Here is a 22,477-nt window from a genome sequence, read left to right as displayed (position 1 = left end):
AAAATGAATGAGGGGAAAAAGCGGCAAACTTTTATCCAAAATGTATTGAAGTTAGTGGCGCCTGGAACTGATTTACGAGCAGGAATTGATAATGTTCTTCGTGCAAAAACGGGAGGTTTGATTGTCATTGGCTATGACAATGCAATGATTCCCATTGTAGACGGTGGATTTTTCATCAATTGTGACTTTTCCCCTGCCTACTTGTATGAACTGGCAAAAATGGATGGGGCCATCATTTTAAGTGAGGATGGAAAACGGATTTTATATGCTAATACGCAATTAGTGCCAAACAATGGCATCACATCGAATGAAACGGGTATACGACACCGTACAGCTGAACGGGTTGCTAAACAAACAGGCAACTTAGTGATTTCGATTTCACAAAGGCGGAACGTGATAACCCTCTATCAGGGAGATCACCGCTATTCTTTAAAAGATATTGGGGTGATTTTGACGAAGGCCAATCAAGCAATTCAGACGCTTGAAAAATATAAAGTCGTTCTAGATCAAGGCATTACCAATTTAGGGGCACTTGAATTTGAACAACTCGTTACCCTTCAGGAAGTGACACAAGTAATTCACAGGGTACAGATGGTTTTAAGAATAAAAAGTGAGATACTAAATTATATTAACGAGCTCGGAAATGAAGGTCGACTAATTACGATGCAGTTAAATGAATTAGTAGCAAATACAGAAAAAGAAGCGATTCATTTAATAAAAGATTATATGAAAAACGATAATCAAAAACCAAGAGAAATTTTAAAAGAACTAACGAAGTTCCAAACGGAAGAGTTATTTGATGAACAAGAAATTGTGAAGGCACTTGGTTATAGCAAAAGCATTAACATTCAAGAGCAAGCTGTTTCACCAAGAGGCTATCGCATCTTACACCGTATCCCGAGACTGCCATCAATCATAATTGAAAATCTAATTGAAAAATATGAGAACTTGTCTAATGTCATGTTTGCAAGTATTAATGAATTAGACGAAGTGGAAGGAATTGGTGAACCGAGGGCAAAGATGATTAAAGATGGGTTAAATCGCATTCAAGAACAATTGTTTGTAGATCGACATATTTAAGCATGACTTGACAAACATAACGTCTTCACTGTATAATTATAAGTTTTCAAAATTGACAATCAATTCGGTGTTTGATACGTTTAAGGAGTACGGAAGAATTTTGAGAATTTATGTGAAATACAGTTTGATAGGTTTCAAAACGGCAATCTTGTCTATAATAATAAAAGGAGGTGAATATGGATGCTAAAGCGAATTGTACAGCTTTTCTTCGTTCTAGTTGGAGGCACTTTGGGTTTTATCTTCATTCCAGAACTTATCCATATATTAAATTTTGGCGAAGTCCCTATTTGGGTTACAAGTTCTTATGCTAGTGCAGTTATCGGTGCTATTATTTTCTTTTTTGCTACGTTTTGGCTGGCTGATTATATCGTGAATCTTATGAAGCTTTTAGAGGAAGCGATTGTACGGGCTCCAGTCACAGATGTTTTGTTTGGTACGATGGGGTTAATTGTTGGTCTAATTGTTGCTTATTTAATTGGTATTCCATTGAACGCCATCAACATTCCGATTGTGAGTACGGTATTACCTATTTTTGTGACGATTTTCGTTGGGTATTTTGGATTCCAAATCGGCTTCAAAAAACGGGATGAGCTTATTAATTTGTTTACATTAACAAGAAATTTAGGCAAGAAAAAAGATGAAGAGGTCGATGTTACGGTAGGCAAGCAATTAAAAATCTTAGATACAAGTGTTATTATTGATGGACGTATTGCAGACATTTGCAAAACCGGTTTCTTAGAAGGAACACTTGTTATTCCTGGATTTGTGTTAGAAGAATTACAACATATAGCCGATTCATCTGACGTATTAAAACGTAATCGAGGACGTCGTGGGCTTGATATTTTAAATAAAATTCAGAAAGAATTACCGATTAATGTAGAAATCTACGAAGGTGACTTTGAAGAAACTTCCGAGGTAGATAGCAAATTAGTCAAATTAGCTAAAGTTTCTTCAGGAATGGTTGTAACAAATGACTTTAATTTAAATAAAGTGTGTGAGTTGCAAGGAGTTGCTGTACTAAATATTAATGATTTAGCAAATGCAGTCAAGCCGGTAGTCTTACCTGGTGAGGAGCTCAAAGTTCAAGTTATTAAAGATGGAAAGGAACAGCATCAAGGTGTTGCCTATCTTGACGATGGCACGATGATCGTCGTAGAGGGTGGACGTGACTTTATTGGAAAGCAAATTGATGTAGTCGTTACAAGTGTGCTGCAAACGAGTGCAGGCCGAATGATTTTTGCCAAGCCTAAATTGCTTGAGAAAGCACTTTAAAGAGTGTTAACCTAGAACAGAAAAAAATGAATTTCATAAGCGCTATACTCTTAATAGAGGATAGCGTTTTTCTTTTTCGCCGATTGTGTACAAGCTATACTAAAACAAACATATGCAATTAAATGGGAGATCATGCTAAAATAAATACGGTTTAAAAAAAGTAATGCCAATATGAGTCGTAAAGATCATTTGATAGTTATAATAAATGATTATTATATATTGCTTTTGATAGGAGAGAATGAAATGGAGTATCGTGTTGTCATCCCTGCGGCTGGACAAGGGAAAAGAATGAAAGCGGGCAAAAACAAGCAATTCCTTGAATTAAGAGGAGAACCGCTTATTGTACATACCATCCGCTTGTTTCAGGAAGATCCGTGGTGTGAACAGGTGATCCTTGTAGCCAATCGAGAAGAGCTTGAAATCATGAATGAGTTAGCTAAGAAAAACTCCCTATCTAAAGTAACAGTAGTAGAAGGTGGAAAAGAACGTCAGCATAGTGTGAGAAAAGGGATTAACGCTATTGAGGGGGATATGATTGTTTTGATCCATGATGGGGCAAGGCCTTTTGTTACTAGGGAGGTCATTCGTTCTCTAGTACAAAAAGCTACTGAGATGGGTGCTGTTACAGTAGCCGTACCAGTTAAAGAGACCATTAAACGCGTCATATCCCAAAGAGTCGTGAATACATTGAAGCGTGAGGAGTTATGGACAATTCAAACACCACAAGCGTTTCAATTAAAGTTAGTAAAAGAAGCACATGAAAAGGCACAAGCTGCTGACATGCTCGGAACCGATGATGCGAGTCTAGTTGAATGGTTAGGGCATGAGGTCGCAATTGTTGAAGGTGATTATCAAAACATTAAGTTAACGACCCCTGACGATTTGTTGTTTGCAGAAGCTATTTTTAAGGAAAGAGAGATGAGAAATTCATGAGAATTGGGCAAGGGTTTGATGTTCATCAGTTAGTAGAAGGAAGACCACTTATACTAGGAGGGATTACGATTCCTTACGAATTAGGCCTTCTTGGGCATTCTGATGCAGATGTCCTGTTACATACAGTTGCAGATGCAGCACTAGGGGCAATTGGTGAAGGAGATATTGGTAAGCACTTTCCTGATACAGACAATGCGTTCAAAGACGCAGACTCTGCTAAACTCCTTACACATGTTTGGGAACTTGTGAAGGGGAAAGGGTACAAATTAGGAAATATCGATTGTACAATTATAGCGCAAAAGCCGAAAATGGCTCCTCACATCGAATCGATGCGAGCTAGAATTGCTGAACTATTAGAAGCGGATGTCAGCCAAGTAAACGTAAAAGCAACGACTACAGAAAAATTAGGGTTTACAGGGAGAGGCGAAGGGATTGCTTCACAGGCAACGATTCTTTTAGCCGAGCAGTCATAAAAAAAGCTTAAGTTGACCAAAGTAGTGATATAGTGATATAGGTAATTAACATAAGCATGTTAATATGCATAATAGGATGATAGAAATGGAAGGTGTTTATTATGGGAAGTGACGTTCGCGTTCGTTTTGCCCCTAGTCCAACTGGACATTTACATATTGGCGGTGCTCGTTCTGCCTTATTTAATTATTTGTTTGCGAAAAGTCAGGGTGGGAAATTTATTTTACGTATTGAAGATACCGATCAAGCTCGGAATGTCGATCAAGCAAAAGAGAAACTATTACATAGTTTAAAATGGCTTGGAATGGATTGGGATGAGAGTATTGATGTAGGTGGAGAATATGGCCCGTATAGTTGTATGGAACGTGTAGGACTGTACAAAGAGTATCTCGAGCACCTTCTTAAAGAAGGAAAAGCATACTATTGTTATATGACGGAGGAAGAGTTAGAGGCAGAGCGTGAAGAGCAAAAAGCACGTGGGGAGTTACCTAAATATAGTGGTCGTGATCGAGACCTAACCGAAGAGCAACGTAAAGAATATGAAGCAAAAGGTCTTAAACCGGTTGTGCGTTTCCGTGTACCAGAAGGAAAGCTTATTCAAATTCAAGATGCGGTTCGGGGCGATGTGACGTTTGAATCGGACGGCATTGGTGATTTTGTTATTGCGCGTAAGGATGGCATTCCAATGTATAACTTTGCCGTTGTGATCGATGACCATCTAATGAAAATTTCTCATGTCATTCGTGGAGAAGAGCATTTATCAAATACGCCAAGACAAGTATTGCTTTATGAAGCATTCGGATGGGATGTACCCAAGTTTGCTCATGCATCATTAATCTTAAATCCAGACCGTCAAAAGATGAGTAAACGGGATGAGTCGATTATTCAATTTGTTGAGCAATATAAAGAACTTGGCTACATGCCAGAAGCAATCGTTAATTTCCTTGCTTTATTAGGATGGTCTCCTGTTGGGGAAGAGGAGATTTTCTCTGTAAAAGAGCTAGGAGAACAATTTACATTAGATCGAGTGGCAAAAGCTCCTGCTGTTTTTGATACAGACAAACTAGCTTGGATGAATAATCAATACATTAAAAATGCTGAACTTGATCAGGTCGTTGAGCTTGCGTTGCCACATTTAGTCAAAGCTGGAAAACTGCCAGAAGACATGCCAGACGAACAAAAAGACTGGGCTAAGCGTTTAATTGCTTTGTATCAAGAGCAAATGCAATATGGTGCTGAGATCGTTGAGTTAACAGAACTTTTCTTTAAAACAGAAATTGGGTATAATGAGGAAGCACAAACGGTTTTAGGTGAAGAGCAAGTTCCTGAAGTATTAGCTCAATTAATAAAAGAGTTAGAAACGATTGAAGAGTTTACGGCTAGTAATATTAAGGCTGCTATGAAAGCAACTCAAAAAGCTACTGGTCATAAAGGCAAGAAATTGTTTATGCCGATTCGTGTAGCAACGACAGGGCAAACTCATGGCCGTGACTTACCTGAATCAATGGAGCTTATAGGAAAAGATGTTGTCAATGCACGAATTAAGAGTTTATTAAATAAATAATGTTACCGTGTTGAGAGGGAAAAGTAGAAGTGAGCCATTCCTTGCAGAGAGAACCATCAATGGCTGAGAGTGGTTTAGGGATCTCGCTTTGAACATGCACCCTTGAGTCTCTTTTTGAACGATTCCATTCTAAGTAGGAAAGAGCGAGTTGCTTCGTTACAAGCTAGTAAAGATGAGTAGGTATTGCCTTCTCTAAGCAGAGTGGAACCGCGCATAAAGCGCCTCTGTGCATCTAAGATGCACAGAGGCGCTTTTTATTTGCTATAAGCGTAGCACAGCAGGTTCCCTAAAAGGGGGATGAGAACACATGGGGAAAAAATTTCGCACTTTATTAAATGATGTAGACGTTGTATTTGAACAAGACCCTGCCGCGAGGAGTCGACTTGAAGTGATCTTTACGTACTCGGGTGTTCATGCAATATGGGCACATCGCGTGGCACACTGGCTTTGGAAAAGGAAAATGTATTTCTTAGCTAAGTCCATTTCACAAATTAGTCGTTTTTTTACGGGTATTGAAATTCATCCTGGTGCAGTGATTGGTCAACGCTTGTTTATTGACCATGGAATGGGAGTGGTTATCGGAGAAACATGTGAAATTGGAAATAATGTCACGATCTATCAAGGGGTCACTCTCGGAGGGACAGGAAAAGAAAAAGGGAAGCGGCATCCAACAGTAGAGGATGGTGTCTTGATTGCATCAGGGGCAAAAATACTAGGTTCGTTTACAATTGGAGAAAATGCGCGTATAGGTGCTGGTTCCGTCGTGTTAAAAGAAGTTCCAGCTAATTCTACAGTTGTTGGTATTCCAGGTAAAATTGTCATTCAAGACGGAGTGAAGGTTGAACATGGACTGAATCACCATCTTTTACCCGATCCGATTGCTGATAAATTAAAAGAATTAGAAGATGAAATAAAAGCGTTAAAAGAAGAACGAGAGCAATTGTTAAAGTCATCAACAAGAGATTAGCTATTTGCATACTGTAATAGAAATAAGAAAGAGGGAGTAGATCCAATGTCTATTCATGTTTATAACAGCTTAACAAAAAAGAAAGAACCGTTTATTCCCATTGAAGAAGGGAAAGTAAAGATGTATGTGTGTGGACCGACCGTATATAACTACATTCATATTGGAAATGCGAGACCGCCAATTGTGTATGATATGGTTAGAAAATATTTGGAATACCGTGGTTATGATGTCACGTTTATTTCGAATTTTACAGATGTTGACGATAAAATTATTCGTGCAGCAAGTGAGCTAGGTGAAGATGTATTTCAAGTCGCAAACCGCTTTATTGAAGCATATCACCAAGATACATGTGCACTTGGTGTGAAAGAGGCTGACATTCACCCTCGTGTTACAGAAACAATTCCAGAAATTATTTCATTCATTGACGCGTTAGTTCAAAAGGGATATGCATATGAATCAAGTGGCGATGTGTACTTTAGAACGAGAAAATTTAAGGACTATGGTAAATTATCCTCTCAATCGATTGATGACTTACGATCTGGAGCTCGTATTGAAGTTGATGAAAGAAAAGAAGATGCTCTAGACTTTGTGCTTTGGAAGGCGGCAAAAGAGGGTGAAGTCTCATGGAAGAGTCCTTGGGGTGAGGGAAGGCCAGGGTGGCACATCGAATGTTCTGCTATGGTCAAAAAATATTTAGGTGACACAATAGATATTCACGCAGGTGGGCAAGATTTATCTTTCCCTCATCATGAAAATGAAATTGCTCAATCGGAAGCATTAACAGAAAAAACAATGGCGAATTATTGGCTTCATAACGGTTTTATTAACATAGATAATGAAAAAATGTCGAAATCACTCGGAAATTTTGTTTTGGCAAAAGATATAATTCGACAACATTCAGCAGATGTCGTCCGTTTCTTCATGTTGACGGCTCATTATCGCAGCCCTATTAACTTTAGTGATGAGTTATTAGAGGGGGCAAAAAGTGGACTTGAACGATTGAGGACAGCTGTGTCTAGTTTAGAACATAGGTTAGAAGAATCAGCTGGGTTTGGTGAAAAGGGAGATTGGCTAGAGCGAATCCATGCTTTAAAGGATCGGTTTATTAAAGAGATGGATGATGACTTTAATAGTGCTAATGGAATCTCTGTTCTCTTTGATTTGGCAAAGGAAGCCAATCGTTACCTTCGTGAGGAAAAAACGTCAAAAGAAATATTAGAAGCATTTTTACAGCAATTTAGGGAGTTCGCTGATGTATTAGGTCTTATACTACACTCACAAAAAGAGTTACTGGATGCTGATATTGAAGAGTTAATAGAAAAGCGTAATGAAGCACGTAAACAAAAGGACTTTGCCCTTGCTGATCAAATTCGTGATGAGTTAAAAGAACAAGGGATTGTGCTAGAGGATACAGCTCAAGGTGTTCGCTGGAAACGAGGCTAGTATGAAGATCATTGAAGCAAAGACAGACTTGAAACAGCTCAATGCGCTCGCACTCGCTTACATGGGAGATTCGGTGCTCGATATGTATGTACGCTACTATTTAATTGCACAAGGAAACGTTAGACCGCACCGGCTTCATGTTGAAGCGACGAAATACGTATCAGCTAAGTCGCAGGCGTATATTATGGGCAGGCTATTAGAAGAAGGGTTTTTATCTGAAGATGAGGTAGCTGTGTTTAAACGTGGACGCAATGCCAAATCAGGTTCGGTACCTAAAAACACAGATTTAAACACATATCGTTATTCAACTGGGTTTGAAGCGATGTTAGGCTATCATTATTTTCAAGGCGAACACGATCGTCTCGATGAAATCATTAAAAAAGCTGTTGAAGTTGTTGAAGCAAGATCACGGTTATAGAAAGGAGGAAATAAGATGAGTCATGAATTTATTGTAGGTAAGAACCCGATTATTGAAGCTTTAAAAGCAGGACATTCAATCAATAAAATTTGGATTGCAGAAGGTTCCCAGAAAGGACAAATGACCAAGGTAGTTCAGCTTGCTAAAGAAAATGGCGTATTGATTCAACATGCTCCAAAAAAGAAATTAGCTCAACTTGTGGACACAGATAACCATCAAGGAGTGGTGGCGTCAATTGCTGCCTATGAGTATGCAGAGATGGAGGATTTGTTTCAAGTAGCAGAAAAGCGTGGGGAGGAGCCATTTTTCTTACTGTTAGATGAAGTGGAGGATCCGCATAATCTAGGATCAATTTTACGTACAGCAGATGCTGTTGGTGCTCATGGAGTTATTATTCCAAAACGCCGAGCGGTAGGGCTAACGCAAACGGTAGCGAAATCTTCAACGGGGGCAATTGAATATGTCCCAGTCGTACGTGTGACGAACTTAGCAAGAACAATGGATGACTTAAAGAAACGCGGTCTCTGGTTTGCTGGGACAGATGCAAAAGGAACAGCTGATTATCGTCAAGCGTCATTTGATATGCCTATTGGTCTTGTCATTGGAAGTGAAGGGAAGGGAATTAGCCGTTTAGTTAAAGAGAAATGCGATTTTCTAATTCGGATTCCTATGGTTGGCCATGTTACATCGTTAAATGCTTCAGTTGCTGCTAGTTTGCTCATGTATGAAGTGTACCGGAGACGTCATGAAGTAGGCAGTGAGTAAGATGAAGGATATTTTGCTCGTCGATGGCTATAACATGATTGGGGCCTGGCCTGAGCTTCGCGAGTTAAAAGACAAAGACCTTGGTTTAGCACGAGATCGTCTTGTAGAAATGATGGCTGAGTATCAAGCGTATACAGGTTATCAGGTGAAGGTGATCTTTGATGCACACATGGTTCAGGGGATAGGAAAAAGCTATAAGAACCACCGGATTGATGTATTATATACCCGCAAAAATGAGACAGCCGACGAACGAATCGAAAAGTTGGTTCTTGAATTGAAGCAAATCGATACAACGATTCATGTTGCTACCTCTGATATGGCAGAGCAATCGATGATCTTTGGGAGTGGAGCTTTGCGTAAGTCTGCCAGGGAATTATTAATGGAAATTGAAACGACAGAAAGAGGAATCGACAAAGAAGTCCAAAATACGCAAAAGAAGAAAAATTCGACAAAAATCCCGCTTAGTAAAGAAGTTGCAGAAATTTTTGAAAAATGGCGTCGACAGCGCTGATACGTGGTTGACCGGCTGGAAAACTGTGCTATATAATGGGTCTATAATTTAGACAACAGCCAAGGTCGGAGGGATTGTCGTGAGCATGGACCTTCAAGAAACTAAACTAAAACCAATTTATGACACTGTGGAAGATGATGAATTAGTTATTTTTGTAAGAAATGGAGATAGTGGTGCACTGGAATTTCTAATCAATAAATATAAGAATTTTGTTCGTGCAAAGGCAAGATCTTATTTTTTGATTGGTGCTGATCATGAGGATATTGTCCAAGAAGGAATGATCGGTCTTTACAAAGCAGTCCGTGACTTTAATGGGGACAAGCTCTCTTCCTTTAAGGCCTTTGCTGAACTTTGTATTACAAGACAAATCATTACAGCAATTAAGACAGCAACAAGGCAAAAGCACATTCCCTTAAACTCCTATGTTTCACTGGACAAGCCGTTATACGATGAAGAATCAGATCGTACTTTGTTAGACGTGATATGTGGTACGAGAGTAACCGATCCGGAAGAGTTGCTCATTAACCAAGAGGAATTTGAAGACATTGAGTTAAAAATGGGAGAACTTCTAAGTGATTTAGAAAGACAAGTACTTATGCTATACTTAGATGGTAGATCCTATCAAGAGATCTCGGCTGACTTAAATAGACACGTAAAATCAATCGATAATGCATTGCAGCGCGTGAAACGGAAACTAGAGCGATATGTTGAACTCAAAGGTGTTTCAATTTAATAAGTAGTTAGAGGGTGGCGAAGGAATCTATTCGGCACCCTCTTTGTAACGCACAAGCTTACAGATTGTTCTAATAATTGACACAGGAATTTCCGTGTGATAGATTTAGATAGTATGTACTTTGAGCGTTGGAGGTGCGTTGTGCGAACAAAAGTTGTACTAGCCTGTGAGATTTGTCATTCTAGAAATTATGTGTCAGAAAAGAATAAACAGTCGCATAGCGATCGCATTGAGATGAAGAAGTTTTGTAAAAATTGCCAAGAACACATCCTTCATCGTGAAACAAAGTAATTAGAAATCCTTGAATTGACTATACACATGTAAATATTTCGAATAGATGAACGTATATTTGTCTATATTGATTGATGCTGGAGGTGTCTTTGGTGGCTGGTGGAGAAAGAGGTGTCGGGAAATTTTTCCGAGATGTTGTGCAAGAGATGAAACGCGTATCATGGCCTTCTCGTAAGGAATTAACACGTTATACTTGGGTAGTTTTAGGAACGGTAGCTTTTATTTCTGTTTTCTTCTTTGTGGTCGATTACGGGATTTCTGAGCTTGTTCGAATCCTACTCGGGTAATTTAAAAGTATAATCTTGGAACAGCTTCAAAGGCCGTTTAAAGTGAGACATGCTTGGACAGCCTCGCTAATGAAGAGGAGGGAAGGACAAAACCGTCCTATTTAATATGGAAAAAAATTGGTATGTGCTTCATACGTATTCAGGGTACGAAAACAAAGTAAAGACAAATCTTGAAAAACGCGTTGAATCTATGGATATGACGGACAAGATTTTTCGTGTGCTTGTGCCTGTTGAAGAAGAAACAGAAGTGAAAAACGGAAAAAGTAAAACGGTAACAAAGAAAGTATTTCCAGGGTATGTCATTGTCGAAATGATCATGACAGATGACTCATGGTATGTTGTGAGAAACACGCCGGGAGTAACAGGGTTTGTTGGATCTTCTGGAGCGGGTTCTAAACCAACTCCGCTTTTACAAGAAGAAGTAGACTCTCTATTGAAACAAATGGGAGTGGAACAACCGAAGGCGGAAGTTGATTTTGAATTGAAAGAGTCAGTTAAAGTAAAAGAGGGTCCGTTCGCTAACTTCGTTGGTTCAATTGAAGAGATTCAAGTGGACAAGCAAAAGGTGAAGGTTCATGTAAACATGTTTGGTCGTGAAACCCCTGTGGAACTGGACTTTAATCAAGTGGAAAAGATTTAATTTTTAAAAAAACTTGCTATCTTTTGTTGAAAGTGATAGAATCTTCATGGTTGACAATGGTTTCAGTAAATGAGCCATCGGGTGCAGATGCATTGCATCCGTTTTTTGAGTGGGAGGGTGCAAATATATACACCCGGATAACCACATCACGGACTTTAAGGAGGTGTGTCACGTGGCTAAAAAGGTAATTAAAATGGTTAAGTTACAAATTCCTGCTGGGAAAGCTAATCCAGCGCCACCAGTTGGTCCTGCATTAGGTCAAGCAGGTGTAAATATCATGGGATTCTGTAAAGAATTCAACGCTCGTACTTCTGATCAAGCGGGTCTTATTATCCCGGTTGAAATTACAGTATTTGAAGATCGTTCGTTTACATTCATCACGAAAACTCCACCTGCTGCTGTTCTTTTAAAGAAAGCTGCTGGGATTGAGTCAGGTTCTGGAGAGCCTCATATTAAGAAGGTTGCTACAGTAAAGCGTGATAAAGTACGCGAGATTGCTGAGACAAAAATGCCAGATCTTAACGCAGCTGATGTTGAAGCGGCTATGCGTATGGTTGAAGGTACAGCTCGCAGCATGGGTATTACGATCGAAGACTAATTGGTAAGTTTTTTCGGAGGTTGCGATGAGGTATGACCCTCTTTGCCTAGTTACTAGGTTCGCAACCTTTAATAGTGGGAGGTATTACCGCTAAAACCACATTCGAGGAGGAAATATAGCATGGCTAAGAAAAGTAAAAAATATACAGACGCTCTTAAACTTGTTGATCGTGAAACAGCGTATCAAGTAGAAGAAGCAATTGAATTAGTAAAGAAAACTGCTACAGCAAAGTTCGATGAAACAGTTGAAGTAGCTGTACGTCTTGGTGTTGACCCTAAGAAAGCAGACCAACAAATCCGTGGTGCTGTTGTGCTTCCAAACGGAACTGGTAAAACACTACGCGTTCTAGTTTTCGCTAAAGGTGAAAAAGCAAAAGAGGCAGAAGCTGCTGGAGCAGATTTCGTAGGTGATGAGGATTTCATCAACAAGATCAACCAAGGTTGGTTCGACTTTGATGTTATCGTTGCTACACCAGACATGATGGCTCAAGTTGGTAAATTAGGCCGTGTCCTTGGACCAAAAGGCTTAATGCCAAACCCTAAAACTGGTACAGTGACATTTGATGTAACAAAAGCTGTAGCTGAAATCAAAGCTGGTAAAGTTGAATACCGCGTTGATAAAGCTGGTAACATCCACGTACCAATTGGGAAAGTTTCTTTTGAAACTGAAAAGCTAGTTGAGAACTTTAAGACAATCATTGAAACTCTTGTAAAGGTTAAACCTGCTGCTGCAAAAGGTACGTACATGAAGAACGTAGCGATTGCATCTACAATGGGACCTGGAGTTCGTGTGAACGCATCTGTTTTTGCAAGATAATGATTGACTTATTTACTTTGTGTGTGTATACTCTTAAGAGTGTCTTACGCAAGGCGCATAAAATTGAATGTCATACCGTAGACCGTAGGGGTGCTTAGCGCTTAATTTCCTACCGAGGTAAGCAATAGATACAGGAACTTTTTACTGTGTTTGTATGCCCTCATGTCTACATGAGGGCTTTATATATGCTTCTTAAGCGGTATGGTGAAAAACCATAGGAGGTGTAAGGATGAGCGTATTAGAACAAAAAAAGCAAGTTGTAGCAGATATTGCAGCGAAACTACGCGAGAGTAAATCAACAGTAGTTGTTGACTACCGTGGATTAACCGTTTCTGAAGTGACAGAACTTCGTAAGCAACTTCGTGAAGCTGGTGTTGAGTTCAAGGTGTATAAAAACACATTAGCTCGTCGTGCAACTGCTGAGGCTGAATTAACTGCTCTTGATGAGCAATTAGTTGGTCCTACAGCAATCGCGTTTAGTACAGATGATGTTATTGCTCCTGCAAAGGTCATTAACGAATTCGCTAAAAAGAACGAAGCTCTTGAAATTAAAGCTGGTGTCATTGAAGGACAAGTAGCTTCAGTAGCAGAAGTAAAAGCTCTTGCAGAACTTCCGTCACGCGAAGGACTACTTTCAATGCTTGCAAACGTACTTCAAGCTCCAGTTCGTCAGTTTGCTTTGGTTACAAAGGCTGTTGCAGAGCAAAAAGAAGAACAAGGCGCTTAATATTTTTCCTGCCTAAGCTATCGCTGAGTAGATAGGCTGTGAATACTTACATCAAATTTGTATGCGAACATACAAAGAGTATGTACGAAACAAAATGCGTTAACCAAATAAATTATCAAAACGATAACAGGGAGGATTTACAAAATGAGTAAAGATCAAATCATTGAAGCGATTAAAGAAATGACAGTTTTAGAACTTAACGACCTAGTTAAAGCAATTGAAGAAGAGTTTGGCGTAACTGCTGCTGCTCCTGTAGCTGTAGCTGCTGCTGGTGGAGACGCTGGTGCTGCTGAGCAAACTGAGTTTGATGTAGTTCTTGAATCTGCTGGTGGTTCAAAAATCAACGTAATCAAAGTTGTTCGTGAAATCACAGGCCTTGGTCTTAAAGAAGCAAAAGCACTTGTTGATGGCGCTCCTACTCCAATTAAAGAAGGCGTTTCTAAAGAAGAAGCTGAGGAATTCAAAGCTAAGCTTGAAGAAGCTGGCGCATCTGTAGAAGTTAAGTAATAAATCTGCACATAAGGAGGGCACTAGAAAAGGTCGGTTTTCACCTTTTTTAGTGCCCTCCGTATAAAACGGGCTCGCTTTTTGCGAGTCCTTTTTGTTTCGGATTTTATTTGGTTATACTGTATATCGATGTTAAGAAAAGGAGCGATCATATGTCTAACCATTACTATTCGGAAAAACCAACAGTAGATAGTGAGGAACGAGATTGGACATTTGCGTTAAGAGGTCAAACGTTTAAGTTCTATTCAGATCGAGGGGTTTTTTCGAAAAATGAGGTTGATTTTGGGAGTAAGCTATTAATTGATGCTTTTGTGTTTCCTGCCTTAGATGGGGATCTGTTAGATGTTGGTTGCGGTTATGGACCGATTGGGTTATCGCTGGCTGCGAGTGAAAAAAATAGATTTGTGCATATGGTAGATGTAAATGAAAGGGCATTACATTTATCAGAACGCAATGCCGAGCGGAACTCTATTAGTAATGTGAACATTTACAAAAGCAATTGTCTCGATGGTGTTTCTAAGACAGACTTTGCTGCTATTTTAACGAACCCGCCTATTCGTGCTGGGAAAAAAGTTGTCCATACGATTTTTGAGCAGTCTTATGAACATTTAAAGGATCAAGGTGAGCTTTGGGTTGTAATTCAGAAGAAGCAAGGGGCCCCTTCAACTATTGAAAAACTACACTCTCAATTTGGAGATGTAACTGTAGTAGAAAAGAAAAAGGGTTATTTTATTTTAAAAGCAAAAAAAGTTTGACCCAGCATGTCTTTTGTGATATTGTTATTTAATGCGTATAACTACCTATTTTTAGATCGTATATTCCGAAAAAGTCAAGAGGAAATATATGAATAACGATGAATGATAGTGGTTATACTGGTATAATCGTTGAATTTTATGAAATAGGTATCTATCTATTTCTTGTTATAAGAAAGAAATCGAACTTTCTTTTAACGTCCGTACATAATTAGTGTGCGAGTTCTGCTTAATCTATAAAAATGTTTAATCTAGCTTTACTTTTAGGCTTTGTTCTTTTAAGTGGATAGGTTGCATTTTTAGATACTATAACGCGAGATTTGAGGGGTGAATCAGTTGACAGGTCAACTAGTTCAGTATGGACGCCACCGCCAGCGAAGAAGCTATGCAAGGATTAACGAAGTATTGGAGCTGCCGAATTTAATTGAGATTCAAACAGCATCCTATCAGTGGTTTCTTGATGAGGGCCTTAGAGAGATGTTCCAAGATATTTCTCCTATTCAAGACTTCACAGGAAACTTGGTTCTAGAATTTATTGACTATAGTCTTGGAGAGCCAAAATATCTAGTGGATGAATCGAAAGAGCGTGATGTGACGTTTGCAGCACCGTTACGTGTGAAGGTTCGTTTAATTAATAAGGAAACTGGAGAAGTAAAGGAACAAGAAGTATTCATGGGTGATTTCCCGTTAATGACTGAGACAGGAACATTTGTTATCAATGGGGCAGAGCGTGTCATTGTATCTCAGCTTGTTCGTTCGCCAAGTGTATACTACAGTCAAAAAACGGATAAAAACGGTAAGAAAGGTTTTACAGCTACTGTTATCCCTAACCGTGGTGCATGGTTGGAACTTGAAACAGATGCCAAAGATATCGTTTACGTTCGTATCGACCGCACAAGAAAAATACCAGTGACGGTTCTTTTGCGTGCATTAGGTTTTGGATCTGATCAAGAGATCATTGATTTACTTGGCGAAGATGAGTACCTTCGTAATTCGTTAGAAAAAGACAACACCGATGGAACGGATAAAGCGTTACTAGAAATTTATGAGCGCCTACGTCCAGGTGAGCCTCCAACAGTAGAAAACGCGAAAAGTCTTTTAGATTCACGTTTCTTTGATCCGAAACGTTATGACTTAGCGAATGTTGGACGTTATAAGATTAATAAGAAGCTTCATATTAAAAATCGTTTGTTTAATCAACGTCTAGCAGAAACATTAGTAGACCCCGAAACAGGAGAAGTGATTGCTGAAGAAGGAACTCTACTAGATCGTCGTACGCTTGATCGTATTTTACCTTACCTTGAAAATAATGTAGGGTTCCGTCACGTACATGCTTCTGGCGGTGTTGTTGAAGATGACGATATTGCATTACAATCAATAAAAATTTACGCTCCAGATGATCAAGATGGAGAAAAGACAATCCGTGTTATTGGAAATGGAATGGTAGAGCGTGATGTGAAGCACATTACACCTTCAGATATCATTGCGTCAATTAACTATTTCTTTAATCTACTACATGGCGTAGGTGACACGGATGACATTGACCATCTAGGAAACCGTCGTCTTCGTTCTGTCGGCGAACTTCTTCAAAATCAGTTCCGTATTGGTTTATCTCGTATGGAACGTGTCGTTCGTGAGCGTATGTCTATCCAAGATCCGAATATGATTACACCGCAGGCGTTAATCAATATTCGTCCGGTGATTGCCTCTATTAAAGAGTTCTTTGGCAGCTCGCAATTATCGCAGTTCATGGATCAGACGAATCCATTAGCGGAATTAACACACAAGCGTCGTCTATCAGCGTTAGGACCAGGTGGTTTGACACGTGAGCGTGCCGGCTTTGAAGTCCGTGACGTTCACTACTCTCACTATGGCCGTATGTGTCCGATTGAAACTCCTGAGGGACCGAACATCGGGTTAATTAACTCACTTTCTTCTTTTGCGAAAGTAAATGAGTTTGGATTTATGGAAACACCTTACCGTAGAGTAGATCCTGAAACAGGGAAAGTAACAACACAAATTGATTACTTAACTGCGGACGAAGAGGACAACTATGTTGTTGCCCAAGCGAACGCTCGCCTTGCTGAGGATGGCTCATTTATTGATGATAATATCATTGCTCGTTTCCGCGGGGAAAACACAGTTGTACCGCGTGAACGCTTAGATTATATGGATGTATCACCAAAACAAGTAGTTTCTGCTGCGACATCTTGTATTCCGTTCTTAGAAAACGATGACTCAAACCGTGCCCTTATGGGAGCGAACATGCAACGTCAAGCAGTGCCATTACTAGTTCCGGAGTCGCCGATTGTTGGTACTGGTATGGAGCATGTATCTGCAAGAGATTCAGGTGCTGCCATTGTTGCTAAGACAAGAGGAATTGTTGAGCGTGTTACAGCGAAGGAAATTTGGGTTCGTAGACTTGAAGAAGTCGATGGCCAAGAAACTAAAGGTGACTTAGATAAGTATAAACTTCAAAAATTTATCCGTTCCAACCAAGGAACGAGTTATAACCAACGTCCAATTGTAGCTGAAGGAAACGTAGTTGAAAAACGTGAGATTTTAGCTGATGGACCGTCCATGGAGCTAGGAGAAATGGCTCTTGGACGTAATGTTATGGTCGGTTTCATGACATGGGATGGGTATAACTACGAGGATGCAATCATCTTAAGTGAGCGACTCGTAAAAGATGACGTTTATACATCTGTTCACATTGAAGAATATGAATCAGAAGCTCGTGATACGAAGCTTGGACCTGAAGAAATCACACGCGATATCCCGAACGTTGGTGAAGATGCTCTTAAGAATTTAGATGAGCGTGGAATTATTCGTGTTGGTGCAGAAGTAAAAGATGGAGATATTCTAGTTGGTAAAGTTACACCTAAAGGGGTAACAGAATTAACTGCTGAAGAACGTTTATTACATGCTATATTCGGTGAGAAAGCGCGTGAAGTCCGTGATACATCTCTACGTGCGCCGCACGGTGGAGACGGGATTGTCCTTGATGTAAAAATCTTCAACCGTGAAGATGGAGATGAACTCCCTCCGGGTGTAAATCAGCTTGTTCGTGTTTATATCGTTCAGAAACGTAAAATTCACGAAGGAGATAAGATGGCCGGTCGTCACGGAAACAAAGGGGTTATCTCTCGTATTCTTCCGGAAGAGGATATGCCTTATTTACCAGATGGTACGCCGATTGATATCATGTTAAACCCACTAGGGGTTCCATCTCGTATGAATATCGGTCAGGTGCTAGAGCTACACTTAGGTATGGCTGCACGTAAACTAGGTATTCATGTTGCATCTCCGGTATTTGATGGTGCGAACGAGGAAGATGTTTGGGGCACGATTGAAGAAGCGGGCATGGCACGCGATGGAAAAACTATCTTATATGATGGCCGTACGGGTGAACCGTTTGATAACCGTGTATCAGTTGGGATCATGTACATGATCAAACTTGCTCACATGGTTGACGATAAGCTACATGCGCGCTCTACAGGACCATACTCTCTAGTAACACAGCAGCCATTAGGTGGTAAAGCGCAGTTTGGTGGACAGCGTTTTGGAGAGATGGAAGTTTGGGCTCTTGAAGCTTATGGAGCGGCTTATACATTGCAAGAAATTTTAACTGTTAAATCCGATGATGTTGTTGGACGTGTTAAGACGTATGAGGCGATTGTTAAAGGGGAAAATGTCCCAGAGCCAGGTGTACCTGAATCATTCAAGGTACTTATTAAAGAGCTCCAATCGTTAGGTATGGATGTTAAGATGCTTTCAAGCAACGAAGAGGAAATTGAGATGAGAGAGCTTGATGATGAAGACGATCAAACGAGTGAAAAACTCAATTTGAATTTTGAGTCAAGCGAATCGAATGTGTAATATAAGCTTGGGAGCTAGTTAAGAGCTAGTTCCCTAAAGCTTTCTTTATTAACACGATTACTTTTGTATCAGGCATGAATATGTGCTCGAATAGACATGGAAACGAAAAGGGAGGTTAGCCCCTTGTTAGATGTAAACAACTTCGAATATATGAAAATTGGTCTTGCTTCACCAAATAAAGTCCGCTCTTGGTCAAGAGGGGAAGTTAAGAAGCCTGAAACAATCAACTATCGTACGTTAAAACCGGAAAAGGACGGCCTTTTCTGCGAGCGTATTTTTGGACCAACTAAGGACTGGGAATGTCACTGTGGAAAGTACAAACGCGTCCGTTATAAAGGTGTCGTTTGTGACCGCTGTGGTGTAGAAGTAACACGTGCGAAAGTACGTCGTGAACGTATGGGACATATTGAATTAGCTGCTCCTGTGTCTCACATTTGGTACTTTAAAGGTATTCCAAGCCGTATGGGTCTTGTTTTAGATATGTCACCTCGTTCACTTGAAGAAGTGATTTACTTTGCTTCCTATGTAGTGACAGATCCAGGTGATACACCTCTTGAGAAAAAACAACTACTTTCTGAAAAAGAATATCGTACATACCGCGACAAATACGGTCGTTCGTTTAATGCGCAAATGGGTGCAGAAGCGATTCGTAAGTTGCTTTCCGATATTGACTTAGAAAAAGAAGTTGGATTGTTAAAGGAAGAGCTTGTTACAGCACAAGGACAGCGCCGCACTCGTGCAGTTAAACGTCTTGAAGTGTTAGAAGCTTTCCGTCACTCTGGTAATGAACCATCTTGGATGATCCTGGATGTTCTTCCTGTTATTCCTCCTGAATTACGTCCAATGGTTCAATTAGATGGTGGTCGTTTTGCGACATCTGACTTGAATGATCTATACCGTCGTGTTATTAACCGTAACAACCGCTTAAAGCGTCTTCTTGACTTAGGAGCACCGAATATCATTGTTCAAAATGAAAAGCGTATGCTTCAAGAAGCTGTTGATGCACTCATCGATAATGGTCGTCGTGGACGTCCTGTTACAGGACCAGGTAATCGCCCGCTTAAATCTCTTTCTCATATGTTAAAAGGGAAGCAAGGGCGTTTCCGTCAAAATCTACTTGGTAAACGTGTTGACTACTCAGGTCGTTCGGTTATCGTAGTAGGACCTAACTTAAAGATGTACCAATGTGGTCTTCCAAAAGAGATGGCACTTGAGCTATTTAAACCTTTTGTTATGAAAGAACTTGTATCCAAAGGCCTTGCTCATAACATTAAGAGTGCAAAACGTAAGGTAGAGAAAGTACAGCCAGAAGTTTGGGATGTGTTAGAAGAAGTAATCCGTGAACATCCTGTTCTTCTAAATCGTGCACCAACTCTTCACCGTCTAGGTATTCAAGCTTTTGAACCAACACTAGTTGAAGGTCGTGCGATCAAGCTTCATCCGCTTGTATGTACAGCTTATAATGCTGACTTTGATGGTGACCAAATGGCGGTACACGTACCTTTATCTGCTGAAGCACAAGCCGAAGCACGTATTTTAATGCTTGCTGCTCAAAATATCTTGAATCCAAAAGACGGAAAACCTGTTGTTACTCCATCACAGGATATGGTTCTTGGTAACTATTATTTAACGTTGGAACGTGATAACGCGAAAGGTCAAGGGAAGATTTTTAAGGATACAAACGAAGCGCTAATCGCATATCAAAATGGATATGTTCATTTGCATTCTCGTGTTGCCATTCCTGTATCTTCATTAAATAAACCAACTTTCCGTGAGGATCAAAACGATAAGTTGTTATTAACGACGGTAGGAAAATTAGTTTTTAATGAAATTTTACCTGAGTCGTTCCCATATATTAATGAGCCAACAATGTATAACTTAGAGCAAGAGACTCCTGAGAAGTATATTGTTCCTAGTACAACAGACGTAAGCAAACAATTTGAAAACAGCGAACTTGTTTTACCATTTAAGAAAGGTTTCTTAGGAAACGTTATCGCTGAAGTATTTAAGAAGTTTGCGATTGCAGAAACATCAAAAATGTTAGACCGAATGAAAGAATTAGGATTTAAATATTCTACAAGAGCTGGTATTACGGTTGGGGTTGCTGACATTGTCGTACTAGCAGAGAAGAAAGAAATCCTTGCAGAAGCAGAACAAAAAGTAGAGAAGATTTTAAAGCAATTCCGTCGTGGTTTAATTACGGAGGAAGAGCGTTATGATCGTGTTATCTCTGTTTGGAGTGAAGCGAAGGACGTTATTCAAAATAAATTAATGGGTACACTTGATCGCTCGAACCCAATCTTCATGATGAGTGACTCCGGAGCCCGTGGTAACGCATCTAACTTTACTCAGCTTGCTGGTATGCGTGGTTTGATGGCGAACCCGTCTGGACGTATTATCGAGTTACCGATTAAGTCAAGTTTCCGTGAGGGTCTAACTGTACTCGAGTATTTCATCTCGACACACGGTGCACGTAAAGGTCTTGCCGATACGGCTCTTAAGACCGCTGACTCAGGTTACTTAACTCGTCGACTTGTTGACGTTGCTCAAGATGTTATTGTTCGTTCAGATGATTGTGGAACAGACCGAGGTTTAGCTGTTCAAGCAATTAAAGAAGGCAATGAAGTGATTGAGAATTTATATGACCGTCTTGTTGGTCGTGTGGCATTTAAAACACTTAAGCACCCAGAGACTGGGGAAGTATTAATTAAGAAGAACGAACTAATACACGAAGACATTGCAAAAACAATTGTTGATGCAGGTGTTGAAGAAGTAACGATTCGTTCAGTGTTTACTTGTGATACAAGACACGGTGTGTGTAAGAAGTGTTACGGACGTAACCTTGCAACTGGTAGCGATGTAGAGGTTGGAGAAGCTGTAGGTATTATCGCTGCTCAATCAATCGGTGAGCCTGGAACTCAGCTTACAATGCGTACATTCCACACAGGTGGGGTAGCAGGTGACGATATCACACAAGGTTTGCCGCGTATCCAAGAGTTATTTGAAGCGCGTAATCCGAAAGGTCAAGCGGTTATTTCTGAAATCGATGGTGAAATTATTGATTTCAAAGAAGGAGATAAGCGTGAAGTTACAATTAAGAGTGATATGGAAACGAAGAACTATGCGATTCCTTATGGCGCTCGTCTTAAGGTATCTGTTGGAGACTTCATTAAATTTGGTGAGCCAATCACGGAAGGTTCCATAGACCCTAAAGAATTACTAAAAGTAAAAGGCATGAGCGGTGTTCAAGAGTACCTACTTCGTGAAGTACAAAAGGTTTACCGTATGCAAGGGGTTGAAATCGGTGATAAGCACGTTGAAGTAATGGTTCGCCAAATGCTTCGTAAAGTACGTGTTGTTGATGCTGGTGAAACAAAAATATTGCCAGGTGCTCTTATTGAGATTCAACAGTTTAACGATGAGAATAAGAAAGTTCTTCTTGAACAACAACGCCCTGCAACAGGGAAGCCAGTGCTACTTGGTATTACAAAGGCATCTCTTGAGACAGACTCATTCTTATCTGCTGCATCTTTCCAAGAGACAACTCGTGTGTTAACTGATGCTGCAATTAAAGGGAAACGTGATGAGTTACTCGGATTGAAAGAAAATGTTATCATTGGTAAACTTGTACCAGCGGGAACAGGTATGCCAAGGTATCGTCTTTTGAATATCACATCTGAGTATGATCAGGTAGAAACTGAAACAACAGAAGAACCGATCGCTGAAGGAGCACTTACTCACGAATAATTTTATAAAAAAGTTGACAGTGACATATGAGGGTGGTAATATATCTAAGTGTGCCTGAGAAACCTGTTGCTTTGGA

The 22,477-nt window shown here is 40.0% G+C and carries 21 protein-coding genes and 2 other annotated features; all 21 genes read left to right on the top strand.

What is annotated here, in order from left to right:
* The first annotated feature begins 3 nt into the window (after nucleotides 1–3).
* Nucleotides 4–1,080 (top strand): DNA integrity scanning diadenylate cyclase DisA, encoded by a 1,077-nt coding sequence (disA, locus tag AC1FXP_RS20305; RefSeq protein WP_480063800.1) that lies wholly within the window; start codon nucleotides 4–6, stop codon nucleotides 1,078–1,080.
* 180 nt (nucleotides 1,081–1,260) lie between these two features.
* Complete coding sequence (locus AC1FXP_RS20300) at nucleotides 1,261–2,352, top strand: PIN/TRAM domain-containing protein (protein ID WP_480063799.1); 1,092 nt, start codon at nucleotides 1,261–1,263, stop codon at nucleotides 2,350–2,352.
* Between the two features lie 243 nt (nucleotides 2,353–2,595).
* A complete protein-coding gene (gene ispD, locus AC1FXP_RS20295; protein ID WP_480063798.1) occupies nucleotides 2,596–3,285 on the top strand; it encodes a 2-C-methyl-D-erythritol 4-phosphate cytidylyltransferase in 690 nt (229 codons plus the stop codon).
* Nucleotides 3,282–3,758 (top strand): 2-C-methyl-D-erythritol 2,4-cyclodiphosphate synthase, encoded by a 477-nt coding sequence (gene ispF / locus AC1FXP_RS20290; RefSeq protein WP_480063797.1) that lies wholly within the window; start codon nucleotides 3,282–3,284, stop codon nucleotides 3,756–3,758. Before ispD ends, ispF begins: the two co-directional genes overlap by 4 nt.
* A gap of 101 nt (nucleotides 3,759–3,859) precedes the next feature.
* Nucleotides 3,860–5,320 (top strand): glutamate--tRNA ligase, encoded by a 1,461-nt coding sequence (gene gltX / locus AC1FXP_RS20285; RefSeq protein WP_480063796.1) that lies wholly within the window; start codon nucleotides 3,860–3,862, stop codon nucleotides 5,318–5,320.
* A gap of 1 nt (nucleotide 5,321) precedes the next feature.
* Nucleotides 5,322–5,549, top strand: a binding site (T-box leader).
* 78 nt (nucleotides 5,550–5,627) lie between these two features.
* Complete coding sequence (cysE, locus tag AC1FXP_RS20280; protein WP_480063795.1) at nucleotides 5,628–6,287, top strand: serine O-acetyltransferase; 660 nt, start codon at nucleotides 5,628–5,630, stop codon at nucleotides 6,285–6,287.
* A 45-nt stretch (nucleotides 6,288–6,332) separates the two neighbouring features.
* The gene (gene cysS / locus AC1FXP_RS20275) at nucleotides 6,333–7,730 is read left to right on the top strand and encodes a cysteine--tRNA ligase (protein ID WP_480063794.1); all 1,398 of its coding nucleotides are present in this window, start codon (nucleotides 6,333–6,335) and stop codon (nucleotides 7,728–7,730) included.
* Between the two features lies 1 nt (nucleotide 7,731).
* The gene (locus AC1FXP_RS20270) at nucleotides 7,732–8,148 is read left to right on the top strand and encodes a Mini-ribonuclease 3 (RefSeq protein ID WP_480063793.1); all 417 of its coding nucleotides are present in this window, start codon (nucleotides 7,732–7,734) and stop codon (nucleotides 8,146–8,148) included.
* A 15-nt stretch (nucleotides 8,149–8,163) separates the two neighbouring features.
* Nucleotides 8,164–8,913 (top strand): 23S rRNA (guanosine(2251)-2'-O)-methyltransferase RlmB, encoded by a 750-nt coding sequence (rlmB, locus tag AC1FXP_RS20265; protein ID WP_480063792.1) that lies wholly within the window; start codon nucleotides 8,164–8,166, stop codon nucleotides 8,911–8,913.
* 1 nt (nucleotide 8,914) lies between these two features.
* On the top strand, nucleotides 8,915–9,424 hold the full coding sequence (locus AC1FXP_RS20260; RefSeq protein ID WP_480063810.1) for an NYN domain-containing protein: 510 nt from the start codon (nucleotides 8,915–8,917) through the stop codon (nucleotides 9,422–9,424).
* A gap of 79 nt (nucleotides 9,425–9,503) precedes the next feature.
* Nucleotides 9,504–10,157: an RNA polymerase sporulation sigma factor SigH gene (sigH, locus tag AC1FXP_RS20255; RefSeq protein WP_480063791.1), complete on the top strand. Its 654-nt coding sequence runs from the start codon at nucleotides 9,504–9,506 to the stop codon at nucleotides 10,155–10,157.
* A 114-nt stretch (nucleotides 10,158–10,271) separates the two neighbouring features.
* Nucleotides 10,272–10,448 carry a 50S ribosomal protein L33 gene (gene rpmG, locus AC1FXP_RS20250; protein WP_480063809.1) on the top strand — a complete coding sequence of 59 codons (177 nt, stop codon included), beginning with the start codon at nucleotides 10,272–10,274 and terminating at the stop codon, nucleotides 10,446–10,448.
* A 92-nt stretch (nucleotides 10,449–10,540) separates the two neighbouring features.
* On the top strand, nucleotides 10,541–10,735 hold the full coding sequence (secE, locus tag AC1FXP_RS20245) for a preprotein translocase subunit SecE (protein ID WP_480063790.1): 195 nt from the start codon (nucleotides 10,541–10,543) through the stop codon (nucleotides 10,733–10,735).
* Nucleotides 10,736–10,841: 106 nt separating this feature from the next.
* On the top strand, nucleotides 10,842–11,375 hold the full coding sequence (gene nusG / locus AC1FXP_RS20240) for a transcription termination/antitermination protein NusG (protein ID WP_480063789.1): 534 nt from the start codon (nucleotides 10,842–10,844) through the stop codon (nucleotides 11,373–11,375).
* 172 nt (nucleotides 11,376–11,547) lie between these two features.
* On the top strand, nucleotides 11,548–11,973 hold the full coding sequence (gene rplK / locus AC1FXP_RS20235; protein WP_034631517.1) for a 50S ribosomal protein L11: 426 nt from the start codon (nucleotides 11,548–11,550) through the stop codon (nucleotides 11,971–11,973).
* Between the two features lie 120 nt (nucleotides 11,974–12,093).
* Nucleotides 12,094–12,789 carry a 50S ribosomal protein L1 gene (gene rplA, locus AC1FXP_RS20230; RefSeq protein ID WP_480063787.1) on the top strand — a complete coding sequence of 232 codons (696 nt, stop codon included), beginning with the start codon at nucleotides 12,094–12,096 and terminating at the stop codon, nucleotides 12,787–12,789.
* 57 nt (nucleotides 12,790–12,846) lie between these two features.
* Nucleotides 12,847–12,982 (top strand) — a sequence feature (ribosomal protein L10 leader region).
* 36 nt (nucleotides 12,983–13,018) lie between these two features.
* The gene (rplJ, locus tag AC1FXP_RS20225) at nucleotides 13,019–13,516 is read left to right on the top strand and encodes a 50S ribosomal protein L10 (RefSeq protein ID WP_480063786.1); all 498 of its coding nucleotides are present in this window, start codon (nucleotides 13,019–13,021) and stop codon (nucleotides 13,514–13,516) included.
* 144 nt (nucleotides 13,517–13,660) lie between these two features.
* Nucleotides 13,661–14,023 carry a 50S ribosomal protein L7/L12 gene (gene rplL, locus AC1FXP_RS20220; RefSeq protein ID WP_480063785.1) on the top strand — a complete coding sequence of 121 codons (363 nt, stop codon included), beginning with the start codon at nucleotides 13,661–13,663 and terminating at the stop codon, nucleotides 14,021–14,023.
* 152 nt (nucleotides 14,024–14,175) lie between these two features.
* Nucleotides 14,176–14,778 (top strand): class I SAM-dependent methyltransferase, encoded by a 603-nt coding sequence (locus AC1FXP_RS20215; RefSeq protein WP_480063784.1) that lies wholly within the window; start codon nucleotides 14,176–14,178, stop codon nucleotides 14,776–14,778.
* A gap of 333 nt (nucleotides 14,779–15,111) precedes the next feature.
* Nucleotides 15,112–18,654 carry a DNA-directed RNA polymerase subunit beta gene (gene rpoB, locus AC1FXP_RS20210; protein ID WP_480063782.1) on the top strand — a complete coding sequence of 1,181 codons (3,543 nt, stop codon included), beginning with the start codon at nucleotides 15,112–15,114 and terminating at the stop codon, nucleotides 18,652–18,654.
* A 123-nt stretch (nucleotides 18,655–18,777) separates the two neighbouring features.
* Nucleotides 18,778–22,401, top strand: a complete 3,624-nt coding sequence (rpoC, locus tag AC1FXP_RS20205) for a DNA-directed RNA polymerase subunit beta' (RefSeq protein ID WP_480063780.1) — start codon at nucleotides 18,778–18,780, stop codon at nucleotides 22,399–22,401.
* Nucleotides 22,402–22,477 lie beyond the last annotated feature (76 nt).

The organism is Halalkalibacter sp. HAAS-P013 (assembly GCF_056619925.1).
The sequence above is the reverse complement of the archived record's forward strand: the minus strand, read 5'-3'. Positions and strand labels throughout refer to the sequence as shown.

Excerpts from the sequence above, each read along its gene's own strand:
- nusG (WP_480063789.1), top strand. The coding sequence starts at position 10,842 with ATGGAAAAAAATTGGTATGTGCTTCATACGTATTCAGGGTACGAAAAC.
- rplJ (WP_480063786.1), top strand. The coding sequence starts at position 13,019 with ATGAGCGTATTAGAACAAAAAAAGCAAGTTGTAGCAGATATTGCAGCG.
- cysE (WP_480063795.1), top strand. The coding sequence starts at position 5,628 with ATGGGGAAAAAATTTCGCACTTTATTAAATGATGTAGACGTTGTATTT.
- gltX (WP_480063796.1), top strand. The coding sequence starts at position 3,860 with ATGGGAAGTGACGTTCGCGTTCGTTTTGCCCCTAGTCCAACTGGACAT.
- AC1FXP_RS20260 (WP_480063810.1), top strand. The coding sequence starts at position 8,915 with ATGAAGGATATTTTGCTCGTCGATGGCTATAACATGATTGGGGCCTGG.
- rplL (WP_480063785.1), top strand. The coding sequence starts at position 13,661 with ATGAGTAAAGATCAAATCATTGAAGCGATTAAAGAAATGACAGTTTTA.
- rplA (WP_480063787.1), top strand. The coding sequence starts at position 12,094 with ATGGCTAAGAAAAGTAAAAAATATACAGACGCTCTTAAACTTGTTGAT.
- rpmG (WP_480063809.1), top strand. The coding sequence starts at position 10,272 with ATGTACTTTGAGCGTTGGAGGTGCGTTGTGCGAACAAAAGTTGTACTA.
- ispD (WP_480063798.1), top strand. The coding sequence starts at position 2,596 with ATGGAGTATCGTGTTGTCATCCCTGCGGCTGGACAAGGGAAAAGAATG.
- ispF (WP_480063797.1), top strand. The coding sequence starts at position 3,282 with ATGAGAATTGGGCAAGGGTTTGATGTTCATCAGTTAGTAGAAGGAAGA.
- disA (WP_480063800.1), top strand. The coding sequence starts at position 4 with ATGAATGAGGGGAAAAAGCGGCAAACTTTTATCCAAAATGTATTGAAG.
- cysS (WP_480063794.1), top strand. The coding sequence starts at position 6,333 with ATGTCTATTCATGTTTATAACAGCTTAACAAAAAAGAAAGAACCGTTT.
- AC1FXP_RS20300 (WP_480063799.1), top strand. The coding sequence starts at position 1,261 with ATGCTAAAGCGAATTGTACAGCTTTTCTTCGTTCTAGTTGGAGGCACT.
- AC1FXP_RS20215 (WP_480063784.1), top strand. The coding sequence starts at position 14,176 with ATGTCTAACCATTACTATTCGGAAAAACCAACAGTAGATAGTGAGGAA.
- rlmB (WP_480063792.1), top strand. The coding sequence starts at position 8,164 with ATGAGTCATGAATTTATTGTAGGTAAGAACCCGATTATTGAAGCTTTA.
- AC1FXP_RS20270 (WP_480063793.1), top strand. The coding sequence starts at position 7,732 with ATGAAGATCATTGAAGCAAAGACAGACTTGAAACAGCTCAATGCGCTC.